The organism is Microbulbifer aggregans (assembly GCF_020524005.1).
Classification (GTDB): Bacteria; Pseudomonadota; Gammaproteobacteria; order Pseudomonadales; family Cellvibrionaceae; genus Microbulbifer; species Microbulbifer aggregans_A.
The window spans coordinates 559,444-579,121 of the sequence record NZ_JAIVKK010000001.1; the positions used below are offsets into that span (position 1 = coordinate 559,444).

The 19,678-nt window shown below is 54.6% G+C and carries 13 protein-coding genes; 3 read left to right on the forward strand and 10 right to left on the reverse strand.

The window, feature by feature from the left end:
* The 5 genes from gspE to LC093_RS02440 all read right to left on the reverse strand — a co-directional run bounded on the left by gspE (position 1) and on the right by LC093_RS02440 (position 6,088).
* Entirely contained in the window at positions 1-1,479 is a 1,479-nt protein-coding gene (gspE, locus tag LC093_RS02420) for a type II secretion system ATPase GspE (RefSeq protein ID WP_226661625.1), read from the reverse strand.
* Positions 1,479-3,443: a type II secretion system secretin GspD gene (gene gspD, locus LC093_RS02425; RefSeq protein WP_226661632.1), complete on the reverse strand. Its 1,965-nt coding sequence runs from the start codon at positions 3,441-3,443 to the stop codon at positions 1,479-1,481. The genes gspE and gspD overlap by 1 nt, the downstream gene beginning before the upstream one ends.
* A gap of 76 nt (positions 3,444-3,519) precedes the next feature.
* Complete coding sequence (locus tag LC093_RS02430; RefSeq protein WP_226661633.1) at positions 3,520-4,206, reverse strand: type II secretion system protein N; 687 nt, start codon at positions 4,204-4,206, stop codon at positions 3,520-3,522.
* Between the two features lie 203 nt (positions 4,207-4,409).
* Positions 4,410-5,339: an electron transfer flavoprotein subunit alpha/FixB family protein gene (locus tag LC093_RS02435; protein ID WP_226661636.1), complete on the reverse strand. Its 930-nt coding sequence runs from the start codon at positions 5,337-5,339 to the stop codon at positions 4,410-4,412.
* Positions 5,339-6,088, reverse strand: a complete 750-nt coding sequence (locus LC093_RS02440; RefSeq protein WP_226661638.1) for an electron transfer flavoprotein subunit beta/FixA family protein — start codon at positions 6,086-6,088, stop codon at positions 5,339-5,341. The genes LC093_RS02435 and LC093_RS02440 overlap by 1 nt, the downstream gene beginning before the upstream one ends.
* Before the next feature lie 456 nt (positions 6,089-6,544).
* On the opposite strand from LC093_RS02440, the gene LC093_RS02445 reads away from it, so the two are divergent.
* Positions 6,545-8,167: an electron transfer flavoprotein-ubiquinone oxidoreductase gene (locus tag LC093_RS02445; RefSeq protein WP_264192868.1), complete on the forward strand. Its 1,623-nt coding sequence runs from the start codon at positions 6,545-6,547 to the stop codon at positions 8,165-8,167.
* A gap of 175 nt (positions 8,168-8,342) precedes the next feature.
* On the opposite strand, the gene LC093_RS02450 is transcribed toward LC093_RS02445, so the two are convergent.
* The 5 genes from LC093_RS02450 to LC093_RS02470 all read right to left on the reverse strand — a co-directional run bounded on the left by LC093_RS02450 (position 8,343) and on the right by LC093_RS02470 (position 15,157).
* Positions 8,343-11,087, reverse strand: coding sequence for a TonB-dependent receptor domain-containing protein (locus LC093_RS02450; protein ID WP_226661641.1), 2,745 nt, complete (start codon positions 11,085-11,087; stop codon positions 8,343-8,345).
* 104 nt (positions 11,088-11,191) lie between these two features.
* The gene (locus tag LC093_RS02455) at positions 11,192-12,847 is read right to left on the reverse strand and encodes a serine/threonine protein kinase (RefSeq protein ID WP_226661643.1); all 1,656 of its coding nucleotides are present in this window, start codon (positions 12,845-12,847) and stop codon (positions 11,192-11,194) included.
* 451 nt (positions 12,848-13,298) lie between these two features.
* A complete protein-coding gene (locus tag LC093_RS02460) occupies positions 13,299-13,853 on the reverse strand; it encodes a DUF1285 domain-containing protein (RefSeq protein ID WP_226661645.1) in 555 nt (184 codons plus the stop codon).
* Positions 13,846-14,550: a TetR/AcrR family transcriptional regulator gene (locus LC093_RS02465; protein WP_226661647.1), complete on the reverse strand. Its 705-nt coding sequence runs from the start codon at positions 14,548-14,550 to the stop codon at positions 13,846-13,848. Before LC093_RS02465 ends, LC093_RS02460 begins: the two co-directional genes overlap by 8 nt.
* A gap of 355 nt (positions 14,551-14,905) precedes the next feature.
* Complete coding sequence (locus LC093_RS02470) at positions 14,906-15,157, reverse strand: hypothetical protein (RefSeq protein ID WP_226661649.1); 252 nt, start codon at positions 15,155-15,157, stop codon at positions 14,906-14,908.
* Between LC093_RS02470 and LC093_RS02475 the strand changes: the two genes are divergently transcribed.
* Entirely contained in the window at positions 15,156-17,648 is a 2,493-nt protein-coding gene (locus LC093_RS02475; RefSeq protein ID WP_226661651.1) for a M9 family metallopeptidase, read from the forward strand. The two genes, LC093_RS02470 and LC093_RS02475, sit on opposite strands and share 2 nt — an antisense overlap.
* Before the next feature lie 171 nt (positions 17,649-17,819).
* Entirely contained in the window at positions 17,820-19,595 is a 1,776-nt protein-coding gene (locus LC093_RS02480) for a collagenase (protein WP_226661652.1), read from the forward strand.
* Positions 19,596-19,678: the final 83 nt, after the last annotated feature.

The following is a 19,678-nucleotide window of genomic DNA, read 5'->3' on the forward strand; positions in this document are numbered from 1 at the left end:
TCAGGACTCCTGGGTTACCCGTAGCACTTCTTCCAGTGAAGTAACACCAGACAGCACCTTGGCCATGCCGTCATCTCGAATGCTTGGCGCCAGTGTGCGCGCCTCCTGGACCAGGGCGTTTTCAGATGCCCGATCGTGGATCAACTGGCGCAGCTTTTCATTTACCGGTACCAACTCATAAATACCGACCCGACCGAGATAGCCGGTGTGGTTACACTTGTCGCAGCCGCCCGGGTGATAGATGGTGGCACCACTGCCCTCTTCCACGCCCAGCATACGGCACTCAAACGCGTCTGCGGCATGGGGCTGCCGGCATTCCGGGCACAATACCCGCACAAGCCGCTGCGCAAGGACGCCGATAATACTGGATGACAAGAGGAAAGGTTCAATTCCCATATCCACCAGACGCGTAACCGCGCCCAGTGCGGTATTGGTGTGCAGGGTGGAGAGCACCAGGTGACCGGTAAGACTCGCCTGAATGGCGATCTGCATGGTTTCCAGGTCGCGAATTTCACCCACCATCACCACATCCGGATCCTGACGCAGAATGGCGCGCAAGCCCCGAGCAAAGGTCATATCCGCCTTGGTATTCACCTGGGTCTGGCCAACGCCTTCCAGGTTGTACTCCACCGGATCCTCTACCGTCAGGATATTTTTTTCACGGTTGTTGATACTGGCGAGACCGGCGTAAAGCGTGGTGGTTTTACCGGAACCGGTGGGGCCCGTGACCAGCAGGATGCCGTGCGGGCGACCGAGCAGCTCCATCATGACCTTCAGGTCCCGCTCCTCCATACCCAGCTGGCGCATATCCATCTTACCCGCCTGCTTGTCCAGCAGACGCATTACCACGCGCTCACCGGCAGAGGATGGCATGGTGGAAACACGTACATCGACCTCACGCCCACCCATCAACAGGGAAATCCGGCCGTCCTGCGGAACCCGCTTTTCGGCGATATCGAGTTTGGCCATTACCTTGATACGGGAAACCAGCAAAGGCGCCAGCGCACGACGGGGCTGGAGCACTTCACGTAACACGCCATCTACCCGAAAGCGCACCACAAGACGTTTCTCGAAGGTTTCGATGTGAATATCGGAAGCGCCCTGCTTCAGCGATTCAGCAAAGATCGCATTGATCAGTCGCACGATGGGCGCATCGTCCTCCTGCTCAAGCAAGTCTTCAGTTTCCGGCAGGGAATCCGCTACCGCGGCCAGGTCGAGGTCGTCACCGAGCCCCTCAACATCAGAGAGGTTGCCGCCCTCACGGTTTTCATAAAGCCGCTGCAGCGTGCTCTGGAATGTTTCCACATCGACCGCAGCGGCCGACAGGGGCAGCTCACACAGGCGCTGAACTTCCGCCAATACCATCGGGTTAAGCGGGGCGACGTACTGGCAAACCGGGGCACCATCCACTTCCGCCAACAGCACCTGGTGTCGCTTGGCGAATGCGTAAGGCAGGCGTTTTACTGCAAGCTCAGCCATTACTTGGTTGCCTCAGTCTCCATCGGCAGGAGCTCTTCCTGCTGCTCGATACCGGCCGCTGGCGGCAACAGGTCTGGCAGGGTTTCACCGCGGTGCCAGTCCCAGATACGGCTGGTTCTGTCGCGTAAGATGAGCTGCCTTTCTTGCATATCGCGGTAGCGCTTGCGGGTCTCTTCATAGCCCGCAACTTGCGTGCTGAGAATTTTGGGACGCAGGAACACCATCAAGTTAGTTTTGTCGACAGCCTTGGATGAGTTGCGGAACAGGCGGCCAAGCCCGGGGATGTCACCCAGTAGCGGCACCTTTTGATTGATCTCCGTCACCTTGTCTTCAATAAGGCCACCAAGTACCAGAATAGCGCCATCGTCAATCAGCACCTTTGTGCGAATTTCACGCTTGCTGGTGACGATATCCGCCGCCTGCCCTGAAGACGGCAGTACGTTTTCCACCTTTTGTTCGATCTCAAGCGTCACGGAATTGTTGTTGTTTACCCGCGGGGTAACTTTAAGCGTGGTACCAACATCCTGACGCTGAATGGTCGTAAACGGGTCGTTGTTACTACCGGACAATAGTTGCTCACCGGTAATGAACGGTACGTTCTGGCCGACGAGAATTTCTGCTTCTTCATTGTCCAGTGCCATGATGGTTGGCGTCGACAGGATATTGGCGTTGCTTTCACTTGCGACGGCATTGATCGCCACACGCACATCGGTACCACTCAGGAAGCCCAGATTAAGGCCATTACGAATCAAATTTGCGGGGCTCAGGGACGTCGGGTTAACCGCAACGCCATCGACTAAAATCGAGCCCTCATCATCTTCGTCACCCAGTGCGACATCATTTTCAAAACCCGCAAATACGTTGTCGTCACCGGCGATCCACTTGATACCCAGATCGTTACCGGTACCTTCGCTAACCTCGACGATGATCGCTTCGATCAGCACCTGGGCGCGGCGTACGTCGAGCTTGGCGATGACGCCCTTCATGGTTTCCAGCAGTGAAGGCGGCGCGGTCAGGATGAGCGCATTCAGCTCTTCGTTCACCTGGATGCTGACTTCGACATCCGCCACCTGCTGGTCTTTCTCGGTCTTCTGGATGCTGCCGCTCATACCCTCGAGGATTGGTTTCAGGTCTGTCGCACTCGCGTACTGGACGTAGACAACCGCCGTATTACCCTCTCCAGACAATGGCTGGTCAAGACGCTGAATCACTTTCTTGAGCTGGGTGCGGGTGACCGGGTCGCCGGTCAGGAGAATCGCGTTGGAACGCTCGTCCACCGCGATACGCAGGGGCTGGACATCGCTGCCCGCCTGCTTACCACCCCCCTGAAGCAGCTCGGTCATGACCTGCTTAACTTCTTTGGCGGAAGCAAACTCCAGGGGAACCAGTTCGATATCAATGGCGCCAGCGCGGTCCAGCTGTTTGATCAACCGAATGATCTGGTCGATGTTCGCCGCGCGGTCGGCAATGATCAGGGTGTTGGTATCTGCGTAGGCAGCCAGGTGTCCGGTCTGCGGGATCAGGGGACGCAGCATAGCAATCAGCTGGGCTGCAGAGATATTTTCAACTTTGACCGTCCTCACCACCAGGGCTTCCCCGGGCGCCTTGGTGCGCTCGTCGGCCACCGGTATTGCCTGCTGCTTGGCCAGGGCATCCGGCACCACTTTCCAGGCATCACCCTGCTCTACCAGGCTAAAGCCATTCACCTGCAGCACCGACATGAAGACGTCGAAGGCCTGCTCGTGGGTCATCGGGTCACCGGCCACCACCGTGACCTTCCCCTTCACATTCGGGTGAACAATGATGTTCTTGCCGGTAAAGTCGGCCGCCCAGTTAATCAGGTCGCGGACGTCAGCGTTGTCAAGGGACAAAGTGACTCGCTCGGGGGCCTGGGCCTGTACCGAAAACGACATAAATAAAACCAGGGCGACTGCGGTCAGTCGTCGGTAAAACAAGCGCATCATTGTAATTCTGACTCTAATTCTTATGTAATTCAGTAGGTTGTGGTCTTGGTAAAGTTAGCTCTCGGGCTACAGCGTCCTATTTCTGGCTTCGCACGTTCTGCCTTGAACGGGCCATCTCCCGGAGCTGCTCCAGCCTGTCGCGAATAGACTGCTGTTTATCTGCCGAGCCCATCGACGCGTTCGCCCCAATCGCCTTCGCCGCCTCACGCGCGTAATTGGCATACTGCTTGGGAACGGTTGGGCGACCATCCGCATCGGGATATGTCAGTTTCTCCATCTGCCCATTGCGCCGGAGAATAATGTGATCAACCTCTACGGAGTAGACTTCAGCCCCCCCGGCCATAGTCTCACCAACAAACACACGCTGAGCGGGCTTGCCACGCTCGGCGATTAACGCACTCGCACGGTCGTCGACGCTGCTGCTTAGAACACCAGACAGCACAAGGTTCAATTGCGTGATGGGAATATTTTCCAGATCCAGCTCGGCTACTGCTGTTTCTTTCTTGATTTCGGCAACGCCAAAGAACGGCGTATTGGGCAGGTTTACCGCAGGTGCACTGGCGGCCGGTCGGGCACCACGCTCAACCAGCAGGCTTTCTTCGCCACTTCCCGGCAACACCAGACTGCCATAGGCAACCAGGTTCACGGATAACCATCCGCCAACGACACCGGCCGTCGCCCAGAGGCTGCGACGGAACGTGTTCGGCGAGGATCCAGCCGATTTGTTAACTACTGACGCGACAGCGCGCTTGACCAAAGACATGATTAAACCCGTCTCTGCTGTACCACATACAGCCCGATTTCATTATTGGGCGCCTATTCTGGTAGCTCACCACAAGAAAGGCAACGTTAAGCGCCGTAAAGGTTCAAAAAATGACCAGCTGGACACGGGCGCAAATGATTCAGGCCAATAAAAAGGGCGACTAAAGCCGCCCTTTTCGTTACCGTCAGTGTATGAAACAAGGATTACAACTTTGTTTCAAGCTCCGGCACTGCATCAAACAGATCGGCAACAAGGCCGTAATCGGCAACCGAGAAAATCGGCGCTTCTTCATCTTTGTTGATGGCCACAATCACTTTGGAGTCTTTCATACCCGCAAGGTGCTGAATGGCGCCAGAAATACCCACTGCAATATACAGGTCCGGGGCGACAATCTTACCAGTCTGGCCAACCTGCATATCATTGGGTACAAAACCGGCGTCTACTGCCGCGCGAGATGCACCAACCGCTGCGCCCAGCTTGTCAGCAACTTTATACAGCAGCTCGAAGTTCTCGCCGTTCTGCATGCCACGGCCACCAGAAATCACCACGCGAGCTGCAGTCAGCTCAGGACGGTCAGACTCTGCCAGCTCTTCGCCAACAAATTTGGAGACTGCAGCGTCGTCAGCGGCACTAACAGACTCGACAGCCGCGCTACCACCCTCTGCTGCAACCGGATCAAATGCTGTTGCACGCACAGAAGCCACTTTAATGGCATCAGAGCTCTGCACGGTCGCAATGACGTTACCGGCGTAAATCGGGCGCTTGAAGGTGTCCGGACTCTCAACAGCGATGATGTCAGAGATCGGTTGCACGTCCAGCAGTGCCGCAGCGCGCGGCAGCATGTTTTTGCCAGTGGTGGTAGCCGGAGCCAGCACGTGACTGTAGTTTTTACCCAGGTCAGCTACCAGTTTGGCGACATTCTCTGCCAGCTGGTGCTCGTAAATCGCGCTGTCCGCAACCAATACCTTACTGACACCGGCGACTTTGGCAGCCGCTTCACCAACCGCGCCACAGCCACTACCAGCGACCAGCACGTCGATATCTCCACCGATGGCTTTAGCGGCAGCGATGGTGTTCAGCGTAGCGCCTTTCAGTTCGGCGTTATCGTGTTCTGCAATTACCAGGATGCTCATCAGATTACCTTCGCCTCGCTCTTCAGTTTTTCCACCAGTTCCGCCACATCGGCGACCTTGATACCAGCCTGACGCTCAGCCGGCGGCTCTACTTTCAGGGTTTTGGTGCGCGGAGCGATATCTACACCCAGCTCGTCCGGGGTAGTGGTATCCAAAGGCTTTTTCTTGGCCTTCATGATGTTTGGCAAGGAGGCGTAGCGCGGTTCGTTCAGGCGCAGGTCCGTAGTAACTACAGCCGGCAGGCTAAGCTCAACGGTTTGCAGACCACCGTCAACCTCACGGGTTACCTTGACGGAACCTTCTTCCACATTGACCTCGGAAGCAAAGGTGCCCTGCCCCATACCGGTCAGTGCGGCCAGCATCTGGCCAGTCTGGTTGTTGTCGCCATCGATGGACTGCTTGCCGAGAATAACCAGCTGCGGTTCTTCTTTTTCCACCAGCGCTTTCAGGCACTTGGCCACCGCCAGCGGCTGCAGCTCGGCGTCAGTTTCTACCTGAATACCGCGATCAGCGCCCAGCGCAAGCGCGGTACGAATCTGTTCCTGGCACTGCTTCGGCCCCATGGAAACGGCGACGATCTCGCTCACTACGCCCTTTTCTTTCAGGCGTACCGCTTCTTCCACAGCGATTTCACAGAAGGGGTTGATGGACATCTTGACGTTGGCAGTGTCCACATCAGTACCGTCCGCCTTCGGGCGGACCTTCACGTTGTAATCCACAACGCGTTTCACAGCTACAAGAACTTTCATGAAAATCCCGTCTCAGTAGTCTACGTAGAAGCCGCTGTCGTGCTCCGGCTGGAGCCAACGCGGCGTTTATACTCGGGCAGCCTCCCGGCTGGGCTCGGAAACTGGCCCACCCAAAACTCGAATACCCATAGGTAATACGGCAAATATAGCGGCGTCACCAGTTCAAACACTTGTTTGAGCGGCGTGTATGGTGGCCCTTTCAAAAACCAAAATCAATAGTGGAATAGTAAGCCTAGCAGTCATTCATCAGATCTATTCCAGACCATAACGCCACCCTATTCTCCCAAGGAAAATCAAAACGTTACGCTACTTTGGCCACCAGAATTGAAAACTCCTGCAATTGGTAGGGTCACTGATTCGCCGATATAATCGGCCGCCAGAATATAGGCTTGCCATAATTCGGCGCCTGAATAATGAGAGCAACTTGCTGAGGAGACACCTGTGGAACGCGAGTCAATGGAATACGACGTAGTCATCGTGGGTGCTGGCCCCGCCGGACTTGCCGCCGCGTGCAGACTTCGTCAGATCAATGAAGACCTCTCGGTCTGCGTGGTAGAAAAAGGCTCTGAGGTGGGTGCGCACATCCTCTCTGGTGCCGTTTTCGAACCCACCGCCCTGAACGAACTCTTCCCAGACTGGAAAGAACGCGGCGCCCCTCTGAATACGGAGGTTAAGGGCGACGATATCTACGTACTACGCGGCCCCGAAAAAGGTATGAAAGTACCGAATATGCTGGTACCGACCACCATGCATAATGAAGGCAACTACATTATCAGCCTTGGCAACCTGTGCCGCTGGCTTGCAGAACAGGCAGAAAACCTCGGTGTAGAGATCTTCCCTGGATTCGCCGCCGCTGAAGTCCTGTATAACGACGACGGCTCCGTAAAAGGCATTGCCACGGGCGACATGGGCGTTGGCATGAACGGTGAGGAGAAAGACTCCTATATGCCGGGCATGGAACTGCACGCCAAATACACCCTCTTCGCTGAGGGCTGCCGCGGCCACCTGGGCAAGCAACTGATCTCCAAGTTCACCCTGGATGCCGACCGCGATCCGCAGCACTATGGCATTGGTATCAAGGAAATCTGGAAAGTTGATAGCGCCAAGCACCAGCAAGGCCTGGTCGTACACACGGCCGGATGGCCGCTGGATGAATCCGGCACCCCGGGTGGTGGTTTCCTCTACCACCTGGAAGACGACCAGGTAGTGGTTGGCCTGATTACCGATCTGTCGTACAGCAACCCTCACGTCAGCCCGTTTGACGAGTTCCAGCGCTACAAACACCACCCGGTGATCAAGCAGTACCTGGAAGGCGGTCAGCGCGTCGCGTACGGTGCGCGCGCCATCGTGAAAGGCGGCCTGCAGTCCCAGCCGAAAATGACCTTCCCGGGCGGCATGCTGATTGGTGACGACGCCGGCACCCTGAACTTTGCCAAGATCAAGGGCAATCACACCGCGATGAAATCCGGCATGCTTGCTGCGGAAGCCGCGGCCGAAGCGATTGCCGCAGATCGTGCAAGTGACGAACTGACCGAGTACACCACCAAGTACCAGCAAAGCTGGGCATGGAAAGAGCTGAACATGCAGCGGAACTTCGGTCCGGCTCAGCACAAGTGGGGCAACATTCTCGGCTCCGCCTATGCGTTCATCGACATCAACCTGTTCAAGGGCAAACTGCCCTGGACCCTGCGCGATAGCAAGGCCGATCACGCACAGATGAAACCGGCTGCTGACTGCAAAAAGATCAGCTACCCGAAACCCGACGGCGTACTGAGCTTCGACAAGCTGTCATCGGTATTTATTTCCAATACCAACCACGAAGAAGATCAGCCCTGCCATCTGACCCTGAAAGATGCCGACGTACCGCTGAACCACAACCTGCCGATCTACGACGAGCCGGCACAGCGCTACTGCCCTGCGGGCGTGTACGAGGTGATCGAAGAAGCCGGTAACAAGCGCTTCCAGATCAACGCACAGAACTGCGTCCACTGCAAAACCTGTGACATCAAGGACCCGACCCAAAACATCGTATGGGTTGCTCCGGAAGGCGGCGGCGGCCCCAACTACCCGAATATGTAAAACTGCAGTCAGTTTTTTCAGGCGCCTTCGGGCGCCTTTTTTATTTGCCCTGGCAAACTGCACGCACATAAAAAAACCGGACACTGCTTCCAGTGTCCGGTTTTTAAGCATTTCCCTGTTGGTATTATCCTTCCAGGAATATTGTTGTTTTTACGAAACTCCGCGATATCAGTATTTAGAACTGATACTGCGCACTCAAAGAGAAAGACTGTCCAGGCTTCTCTTCAAACACAATCACGCCGGCCCGCTCGATTTCAATCGCGTCATCCAACAGATTCTGCATCTTGGCCTTGACGGTGATCTCTTCAGTCGGATACCAGGAATAAGTCAGATCCAGGGAATGGAACGGCTGTTCGAAGGAATCCGGGGCACCATTACGACCGGCCAAATAGAGACGCTCACCAAAAACGTTGTAGCCAATGGTCGCAGAATGGCCGCCATCTGGAGAGTCAAAACCGAACAGGGTATTTACAACATATTCAGAGGCACCAGCCAGAGTTCGCACCTGGTTTGTCGGCGCATCCGCATCAGCACCCGCCACAAGTTCAGACTCCTGAAGAGTCACGTTACCCTGAACAAAGAAGCTTTCCATAAAGCCGCCCAGGAAACCGAGATCCTTCATGCCTTCCAGTTCGATACCGGTAATTTCGCCGGACTCGGCGTTTACCAGCTCGCGCAGGCGATCGGTATCACTAATCGGAGCCTCGAAGAACTCGATCGGGTCAGTAATATCCTTGTAGAACAAGGAAACTGTCAGGTTGTCGCCATTATCGAAGAACCACTCACCACGCAGATCGTAGTTGTTGATCTCGGATGGACGCACATCGGGGTTACCCCTAACTCGCTCATCGGTAATCGGATCGATGTACAGAGAGTCAGTGATCTCACGCAGATCCGGGCGTACAGCAGTTTTCGAAGCACCGAAGCGGAGCTGGAACGTCTCTGCCCACCAGGAACCCATGTAAGTCAAAGACACAGATGGGTAAACGTCCTCTTGTGAGTAGACCGCACTCTCAAGCTCTTCAATGTCAGAAGTGATCTGGGGATCTTCTACGGTGTAACCGTAAGGATTCCACTTCAGCGCTACCTGGTTGTAGTCCTCCCAGCGAGCACCGGCAGACACGCGCCATGTCTCGTTCAGGGTCCAGTCAGCCTTACCAAAGACCGCATCGGTCAAGGTTGCAGCAATATAACTCTGCTTGTTGCTCGGAGAGCGGTCGAATACGAAATTATTGTCAGTATCCGTAATATTTTCATCGCTGAATACCTGATCCAGAGGACCATTCAGGAAGCCATTATCGCCAACTTCCAATATATCCAGCAGCAACTCGGTTTGCTTGTAGGTACGCCCCTTCTCAATACGCGCAAAACCAGTGCTCAACTCCAGAGTTGAAGAAGAAAACTCCAAAGGCAGAGTGGCTGACCAACCATAGTTGGTTACCTGATCTTCCAGCTCGGTAAAGCGGAAGTCGGCACTACGAGCGGCCACTCGCACTTCAGAGCTGAGAACTTCACCAGTTACTGGATCGGTTGCGGTATTTGCGGAAACACTCACCTGATTCGGAATATCGGTGGTCGCAGTGGCATCAGAATAGAACCAATCCACAGAAAGCTCATCAGGAACCCAGTTCAGTAAACCGGCCGGGATCAGAGATTTGGTTTCAGCGCCAATACGGTGACTACCTTTAACCTGATTGACCACCATCTCCCGCTCTTCATACTTCAGCTGGTAGTCACGGAAGCCGCGGCCATCAGATACCTGACGGTTTTCATTGAAGTAATCGCTGATGGAGGTTTCATCGTCGGTGTTGCGCAAAAACAGGCTGGTGGTTTCCAGCTCGTGCTCGTCCGCATAGCGCAGGCCCAGGTTCAGGCTACCATTCATATCCACTGAATAGGTGGACTTGGTACGGGTATTGATACGCTCTTCCGGGAACGCATGGTTCCGCTGGGTGCGCTCAGTCTCCCGCCACTTACTCTTATATGAACCGCCAGCCAGAAAGCCCAGCTCCCAGTTATCACCAAAGTATAAGCTATTACCAACACTTGCCTTTACATCAGAGTCGGGCGTGCTGGAATCATCTGCTATAGCGATATCGCGATTCAGGTTCAGAGCAAGCTCACGGTTTAGTGCTTGAGCCGCAGCGTAGGCCTCCTGGGCGTTGGCGTATTCGTTACCTTCAGCGATCAGAGTATCGCGAATACCGGCCACACTCAGGTCACCCTGAAAACGCTGCATCGCCGCTTCGATATTTGCAGACAGCGCGCGTGTGCCGTCGTCGGTTCCGAATACATCGTCGTCACCGCCTGCATAGCTCAGCACGTCTCCTCCGGTCTCGGAGTTCATACCGGTTCCGACCTCAAAAGAGAAAGTCAGGTCTTCTGGAATACCCTTCGTGCGGATATCCACGTTACCGCCACCAAAACTTGCAGACTGGTCGGCGGAATAACTTTTCTGTACAGCCAAAGACTCGACTACAGAAGTAGGAAAGAGATCCAGCGGCAGCACATTGCGCGTCAGATCCGGCGAAGGCACAGTCGCACCGTTCAGAGTAGTACTGGAATAGCGCTCACCGAGACCACGCACGTAAACGAACTTATCATTGACCAACGTCAAACCAGATACGCGTTTCAATGCTGCTGCGACAGTAGAGTCACCGATGCGGCCAATCATTTCAGCACCAAGAACGTCGGTAACCACCTCATCGTCCAGGCGTTCATTGATCAGCATTTCTGCCGAACTCTGCAGGCGCCCTTGAACCATCAACTCCTCGATCTGAGGCGCTGCGACTTGAGGCTTGGACTCGATGGCCACCCCGACCTTATCTTCTTCCTGTGCGTAAGCACCGGACGCAAAAGCTGAGACCGCGGTAATAGCCAGTACCAGCGGCGCTCTCTGAAATTTTTCGTTCTTAACCATTACCCAGGCCCCTTTTGTTCCTGTCATTACTGCGGTAGAAGCAAAGAGGGCGCCGGCTCTCCATCTGAACCGGCGCCCTTTCACGGGATTACCCCACCGGCGATTTATTCAAACCACAGCGGCTGAGCGCGGCTACCTTCATGCAGACCGTAGGTCCAGCCATTGGTCCAGTCACTGCCGTTTACACTCAGAGCACCCAGGAAGGCGCGCTCTTGAGGAGAAACGGTTACGCCCATCTGAGCAGCAGCAGCTTCGGTGTAGAAAGCCGGAACACCGCCCAGCAGGACAAACTCACTGTTTGCATTAGCAGTCGGGTCAACCTTGCCAGTAATCGCGATGAATTCGTTACCGCTTGCAGTTGCCCACTCAGCCGCAGTTACGCCGCCAGGCAGGTCGCCTTTAACCTGATCTTCACAGGCAAAAACGTTTGAAGCCAGGCCAGCTTCGCTGCCGTCTACCAGACCAGCCAGAGTCTCGTCACTCTGAATACGCAAGCAGTAGTTGCTACCTTCAGCGCCGTTCTCGTCAGCGGCGAAAGAAGCTACAACCATGGAGTTGGTGATAGTCGGGTAGATACCCTCACGCAGACGCCAGCCAGCACCCGGATCGTGGGTTACGGTGGATGAGGCGGCAGAAACGATACAGGTCAGACCATCAATAACCGGACGGCTGTTGATACCCTGGGAAACGATCTCTGCACGACGGTCAGTTTTAGTGCCGTCGGCCATGTCGTCGTAGCTACCGATACCGTCAGCTTCGATACAGTGGTTACCGTCGGTTTCGCTCTGGATTACCAGTGCGTTGGTGATGGAACCCTGCCAACCTTCGTCGATATCGATGGAGTCGTCACGCACGTAAAGTGCTACGTAGTTTTCGATATTTACCGCACCACCGAACATCTCGATGCCGTCGTCGTAGGTCGCGTAAGCTTCCAGATTATTTACAACGGTGCCGCTACCAACACCGGCAAAGGTCACGCCGTTCAGCTCGTTTCCTTCAACCACCTCGGCACCAGTGTGCTTAACGCGAACGTAGGTCATAACACCAGAACTATCCGCGTTGTTGTCACCACCGTAGTTGGATTCTTGGTCAGAATCGGAACCTTCAGCAGGCAGGCTACACTCACCAGCCAGTGCCAGATCGCTACCAGCAACGGAACCGGTGTAGACACACTTGTTGGTAACACCAAAGCCGTTAATCACCATGCCGCCCCACTGGGAAACATCTTCAGCACCCACAGTGCCGAGAACGTCAGTTTCGGAAGTGAAGGTGATCGGTGCAGTTTCAGTGCCGCGAGCAAAAAGCTGAGAGCCGCGGTTAATTACAACGAAAGACGCTTTGTCTTTAAACGCAATGGTAGCGCCAGCCTGAATTTCCAGAGCCGGGCCGTCACCACCTTCAGTGATACCAGCTGCCGCCAGATCTGCAGCGCTACCATAGCTGGCGCCAACAAACAGGAGGTCGTCGAAGATGTGCGCGCCGCCGTCGGGCAGAGCCGGCAGGTAGAGGTCTTCCATCAGCGGGTTAGAGTAAGAAACGAAGTCGGAACCGTAACGACAGTTCGCACCTTCCGCAGTGCCTTGTACGCCGCTAGCCAGAGCAGCACAGGGGTTTTCTACAGTAGAACCGGGATTGGTTACAGAATTGTCTACGGAGTTATCAACGGTCTGCGGCTCAATATTGATACCGCCGCTGTCACAACCAGCCAGCAGAGCAGAAATCGCAGCCGCCAACAGCAGCTTGTTGCTTACGCGCTTCATAGATCCCCCTAAAGGATGTTATATAAAAGTTTGGTGCTCGACGGTCGCTACTTTGAGCTATCTATTCAGCCCGCACTTGCGACCAAATTGTCGATCAACCTGGAAACAGATTCTTTTATTTCGCTTTCGCGATTTGACGAAGGGGAGTCTAGGAATCGAGTGTTGCGGAAATGTTACGAATGAAAGATACGATAAAAAAAATTTGAACTTTTCTCAAAACCGGTCACTTACCGTCCATATGTTTCAGATATATTGCTTTATGACTTCTTTTTTATTTCCGTTTTGTTGCAGAGGATATGGAGGCGACCTCTGTTGATGCCAGTAGAGACAAGCTGGCTTCAGAGATATCTATAAATGACAGAATAAAATATGGGAAAACCATAGCGATATCTCGAAAGCGATAAGCAGGCGGAAAGCTGGAGGGCTGGAAGGCTGGAAGGCTGGAAGGCGTTCAGTATTCGCCCAGAAGAAATTCCTCTCCGCTGCTCGTCAGCCACAACTGGCAAAGTCGCGCGGGAGGTGCGGTGGGCTGCCGTGGCTCCGCCCAGTCAATGAGTTCGTAATAAACATCCCGGGACGTTCGGGCTTCCAGTCCATCCCGAACCTCAATATAAGGCACGGGCTGTGGCGGATCGCCGTAAAGCTTCAGTATCAGGGGATGGTCGGAGTCCAGGGGCACAACGTCGCCGGTGTTGGTGGTCAACAGGATCCTGGTTTCGTCTTTCGCCGCCTGGGTAATCAGGAAGGGGGCATCCTCGACGCGGATACGCCATTTCTCCACCGGGGTGACCAGAAAATAGTCACCCTTCTCTTTCTTCAAAATACTGGCAAAGAGTTGCACCAGCGGCTGACGCTTGATTTCAGTTCCTTCATGAACCCAGCGTCCATCACTGCAGATAACCAGATCCATGTCTCCACACAGATCCGGATTCCACTTGGCCACCGGGGGGTGGCCACGAAACTCCTCATGCAGTTTCTCTAACTGCTGAAACAGCGGCTCAGCCAAAGCTGCTGCCCGGCATACCACCCGGCGCGGCTGACGGGGCGGCACCACCCACTTTCCCGGCTTCCTCGCCACGACGGCCTGACATATCACCAATATGAACCCCAACATCCATAATGAAATTCATCAGCCCCTCCCGATCCTCTATAACATCGGCGAACGACTTGGAGTGGTATAGCTCGACAGCACCCTGCACCAGCGCCCAATAGGTGGAGTAGTAATAGTAGGCAGGCACTTCTTTCAAGACGCCCTGCTCCATCCGGCGCTCAAACACCCGGTTCAGTGCAGAGGCGTTGGAATTCCTTAGAGCGTGAAGCTCAGCGATCATTTCCGGCGCCAGATTCAGCGCAATAATCTTCTCTTCAAGGCGCTGGAACAGGCGGTCTCGTGCCGGATCCGCCATCCGGGATTCGAAGTAAGCCCGGGCTGGCGCGGTAATATCGCCCTGCTCTGCCGTAGCCACAGCGGACTTCAGCCGCTCGGTGAGGGACTTCTCGTAATCCATAAGCAGCCGCATGTAAATCTCGGTTTTCGAGATGAAATGCTTATAGATGGTGCCCTTGCCGATATCGACACGCTCTGCGATCTGCTCGACGGTTACTTTCTCTTCACCGTGCTCCAGCAGCAGCTCCAGTGCCGCATCCAGGATACGCTGCTCCCGCGCACGAAAACGCTGAACCTTTTCTTTTGCCTTATCCATACTTCCGACCTTAGCTGTCCGTGTATTTGGAGACTGAAATTGACTATTCATTCATGAATGATAGGCAATTCCCCGGCGATGGAAAAGCAATTACCCAATCTATCAGGGGACCTCGCGCCTATTTATTGACCAACCCCACCCCTGCCGACTGCTCAGCCGACCATCCGACTGGCACCAAATCTTCTCGCGGCTACAGGCCTTCGAGTGCACTCCATCACTTTTCATTTATAGCAGCCACATAGAGGGAACCAGCCTCTTTTGCCACTGCGCCGGCCCGATACCCGCCCATAGATGCATTTGACGCCAAAAAGTACACAAAGCGTGCACTGCGCACAGAATATCTTTGCGCGCAATATTATGTTTTTGCACTCAACAATAACTTGGAGATACCTATGCAGACATTCTGAATCTTCATAATCCGTTCGAGACGCGCCAGAAAGTTGCCGGCGCGACCATTCAAGAAATAATAAAGAAGCAACAATATGAATAAGAACCTGAAGAGGATTTCCGCTAATTCGATAATTACGGGAGTCACAGCCATATTAATCGGTGCAGCCTGCCAGGTATCCGCTGCGCCCTCACCAGCAACCCCTTCGCCATCCAACATGACTCATGGGATCGCGATTACTCCAACCCCAAATGCAGACCCGGTAACAGCGCCGGTAGAGCCACGCTACACACCGGAGGAGCAAACGGTCTCTGCAGCCGTGCAGACGTTCGCAATCCAGGCAGCGGTTGAGCCGCTCGCAACCTGTGATGCTGCGGGCTACGCGCAATACAGTGGCCAAACACTCGTAGATCATATCCTGGCCTCTGAAACCAGCTGTATCAATGATCTCTATGAAGGCAACAGCACCAGTTTTGCGAGCTTCACCCAGCAAAAGATGATTACAGTTGCCACTGCTGCCGAGAACATGGCGGAGTCATTTGACATATCAGCGGAAGATAGCAGCATTAACAAGCTGTTTTATTTCCTTCGCACCGGGTACTACATTGAGTACTACTATCCCGACGACGTCTCCTTCAATACCAGCGTTCAGAACGCCGTTGTTGACGCGCTCGATGCATTTACGGCAAATCCGGACTTCTACGCCGTATCCGATACGGCCGGCGACGCGACCATTGACGCGATCGTCTTGATTGATAGCGCGCAAGAAAACACGCGCTATCTGCCAGTCGTCAAGCGCTGGCTCCAGGACTGGGATCAGGATGCCGCCAGTTACAGCCGCATGCGCGCCTCGGTCAACGGTATCTTTACCGTGCTGTTTCGCGGACATTACTCGTCTGACTTCATTGACCAAACCAGCAGCGATACCCAGCTGATTCAACTTCTCGGTGACTTTGCCCGCTCCGACTGGATGCTCGATACCGACGCCCAGTTCATGCAGGAAAATGCCGCGCGAGAACTCACACGTTTCCTGCAATATGAGACCGCGCCGATCTACGACACCGTGGTAGCGGAGACCAATCAGCTGCTCAACCGGTACAGTATGACGGGCACAGGGAAATCCGTTTGGATCGCGGCAGCCGGCAACGCTGACTACTACGGTAACTGCAGTGATTTCGGGATTTGCGGTTTCGAGGAAGACCTCCAACAACAGGTACTGGCCGACCAGTACACCTGCAGTAGTTCCCTGAAGATTCTCGCTCAGGACATGACCCAGACACAGATGACGGACTCCTGTGGCAAACTGTCCGATCAGGAAACCTACTTCCACCAGCTGTTGGCGACCAACTACAACCCCGTTGCAGACGACCAGAACACCGACCTGGAAGTTGTGGTCTTCGACGATTGGGATGAGTACAACACCTACGCCCCGCTGTTTTACGGCATCAGCACCAATAACGGAGGCATGTACCTGGAAGGCGACCCCTCCGCTGCCGACAACCAGGCCCGCTTTATCGCCCACGAAGCCGACTGGCTGCGTCCGGAGTTTGAAGTCTGGAACCTGACTCACGAATACGTCCACTACCTGGATGGCCGCTACAACCTCTATGGCGGTTTTGGCGATGCACAGACCAGCAGCCACAAAACCGTGTGGTGGATCGAGGGTCTGGCAGAATATGTCTCCAAGCAGGACTACAACGATACTGCCATCGAAATGGCGCGTACCGGTGCGTACAACCTGAGTGACATTTTCGCCAACAACTACAGCAGTGGACAGGACCGTATCTACCGCTGGGGCTATCTCGCGGTACGTTTCATGTTCGAGAAACATCACAGCGAAGTCACTCAGATTCTCACCTACCTGCGGGCCGGTAACTACGACGGGTACCTGAGTTACATCAACAATATCGGTTCGACATACGACAGTGAGTGGCAAACCTGGCTGCAGCAGGTCGAAAGTACGTCCGATGGCGGTGGTAGCGATGGCGGCGACGATGGTGGTGATAACGGCGGTGATGATGGCGGAGACAACGGTGGTGATGACGGCGGTCAGGGCGATGGCCTCATCAACAATGTAGAAGTCACCGGCATTGCAGTTTCCACCGCAGGTGACGACCTTCACTACTACATCGACGTGCCGGAAAACGCTGAAAACCTCAGTATCGCTATCAGCGGCGGCAGCGGCGACGCCGACCTGTACGTCCGCTATGGAAGTGAAGCTACGGATACAGAATACAGCTGCCGTCCGTACATCGGTGGCAATACCGAGGTCTGTGATATCGCCAGCCCGCAATCTGGCCGTTGGTATGTTCGCCTCAAGGCCTATCAGGCATTCTCCGGCGTCAGCCTCCTTGCAAGCTACTCGGAAGGCAGCACTACAAGTTGTAGTGGCACACCAGTTTCCTATGGGGCCATTGAGCTGAACGCAACCACCTGCGTCAGCGATAGCAGCACTATCAACTACTACTACACCTATATCCCAAGTGGCACCAACAGCCTGACGGTGAAGCTGTCCGGTGGCGAAGGCAATGCGGATTTGTATGTATACGATGCAACCTGGGCGACATCGACCTCATACGACCAGCGCTCCACCAACGCCGGTAACAACGAAACTATCACCATCAGCCAACCGGATTCAGGTTGGTACTACATTTCAGTCATTGCCACTGAACCATTTTCTGGCACGGCAATTCAGTTGATTAGCAACTAAATCCACTGAACGATGCTCCCCCGGCGTGTGTCCGGGGGAGCCATTGGGATCAATTTTCCACCAACCCGTCTTCGCCCATTCGCAATACAGCACCTTCCCCTATTGCCCACATCACAACTTATGCTATTGTGCGCAATATAAATATAAAGATCCTGGCAATGGAGAAGGCACATGCCCAGCAAGCGGTTATCAGTAATTGTAAGTTTTGTCCTCACATGTGTTTTACAGACATCCTGTGATACACAAAAAGAGCACGACGCATTCCTCGCGCAAATCGCGAATGACGAAACTGAACTCTGGAAGATCGGCGAGGCCCATACGCCGTCGAACCTGCGCAAAGTACTCATATCGCTTGATCGACAACTCTCGCGGGATACACCCGACTTCCAGACCGTCGATCGTTCACTCTACTATCTCCGCGCCTACAGCTATTTCGGACCGCAAGACTCCATAGATCACCTGAACTGGATGGCACTGGACAAGGTAGTGAGCAAACTTCGCCAGCATGCGATGTTCACTGCGCTCAACGACCAGGCCGCGCGCCTGCATGAACATTTTGCCGTCACCCTGTACCGCTACTACAATCACTCGCCTCTCGACGCCAACCTGAGCTCCCAGTTACCCGCGCTATTCGCGGTCCTGAACCGGATGCAAGATAAAGTGCTGAGCGAGGCAGAGAAGTACGCGCTCTGGGAAAGTTTTCGCGCATTAGGGTTTCTCGGTTATGAAGCCCGCAGTAATAGCGTTATTTCCGAAGCACTCACCGCCAGCGGCTTCAGCGAAAAGGCACTGCTAAACTTCGCGAGAAGCACCAACGCATTTATCGAAGGCCAGGACTGGCCTCTGAGCCACAGCCTATGGGCACTGGGAAATTTACAGCTTCTCCAGAAGGAGGAGGATGCCGCAAAAGCCCTCGACGACACCGTCTGGAAACTCCTTACCCGGGACCTGCCCCAACTAAGTGATAATGACAGTCAAAAGCTATATACCCGCCCTTACCTGGTCACTTCGTTTCGTGGCAAAAGCGCTTGCGAAAACGAATTTACCGGACGCTGTGTTTTTCCAAGTGACACAGAGGCACTACCAATAAAACACGATTGCTCAGCAACGCTGTACATCCGGGCCAACTCAATGAGTGCAGATGCGCTGGAGGCCGCATGCCGGACGCTGCTCGCACAGGAAGACGACTTCCACCACAAGCTGGCCAGTAACCGGCAACCGGTGGCCAATGACCACAATGATGCGCTGGAAGTTGTGGTATTTGACAACTACAGCCAGTACAACCAGTTCGCATCACTATTGTTTGATATCAACACAGACAATGGCGGCATGTTTCTCGAGGGCTCTCCAGAACAGCCGGACAACCAGGCGCGCTTCATTGCTTTTGAGGCCTTTTGGAAGGACCCGGATTTCAGTATCTGGAACCTCGAACACGAATATGTTCACTACCTCGATGGCCGTTTCAACAAGCAGGGAGGCTTCGGCTACTTCCCGAGCCATATGGTGTGGTGGGCGGAAGGTCTCGCCAACTACATCGCCCACGGCGATCACTATGACAGTGCCGAGCGTGACCTGAGAAAAATCAAGCCTTCAGACTACCCGACCCTCAGCGACATTTTCGCCACTGAATATAAAGATGGCGGCACGCGCGTATACACCTGGAGCTATCTCGCTATTCGCTTCCTGTATCAGCAGGATAGCGAAAACCTCGCGAAGCTCGCACACCACCTTCGGGTCGACGATTTCCCGGGCTACCAGAAACAACTGGAAATACTCGCCGAAACGCTGCAACCGCAATTTATCGAGTGGCTGGGCCAGCAGGCGTTCGCACTGGGTGCCAAAGATCAATCGGAAAAACTTCCAAGAAAGTTGTACCGCTACCTCTACCGGGATTACCTACAGCCGGTGCGGCTCACCGCGGGCAAAGATCATCGTCACCTGGGCTGAGCTTGTCCGGGGGGCTGCAACACTGCCCCCTCTCCCCTCCCGAAGGCACACTTGCCAGCGCCCCCCCCGGCAACTGACCGCCT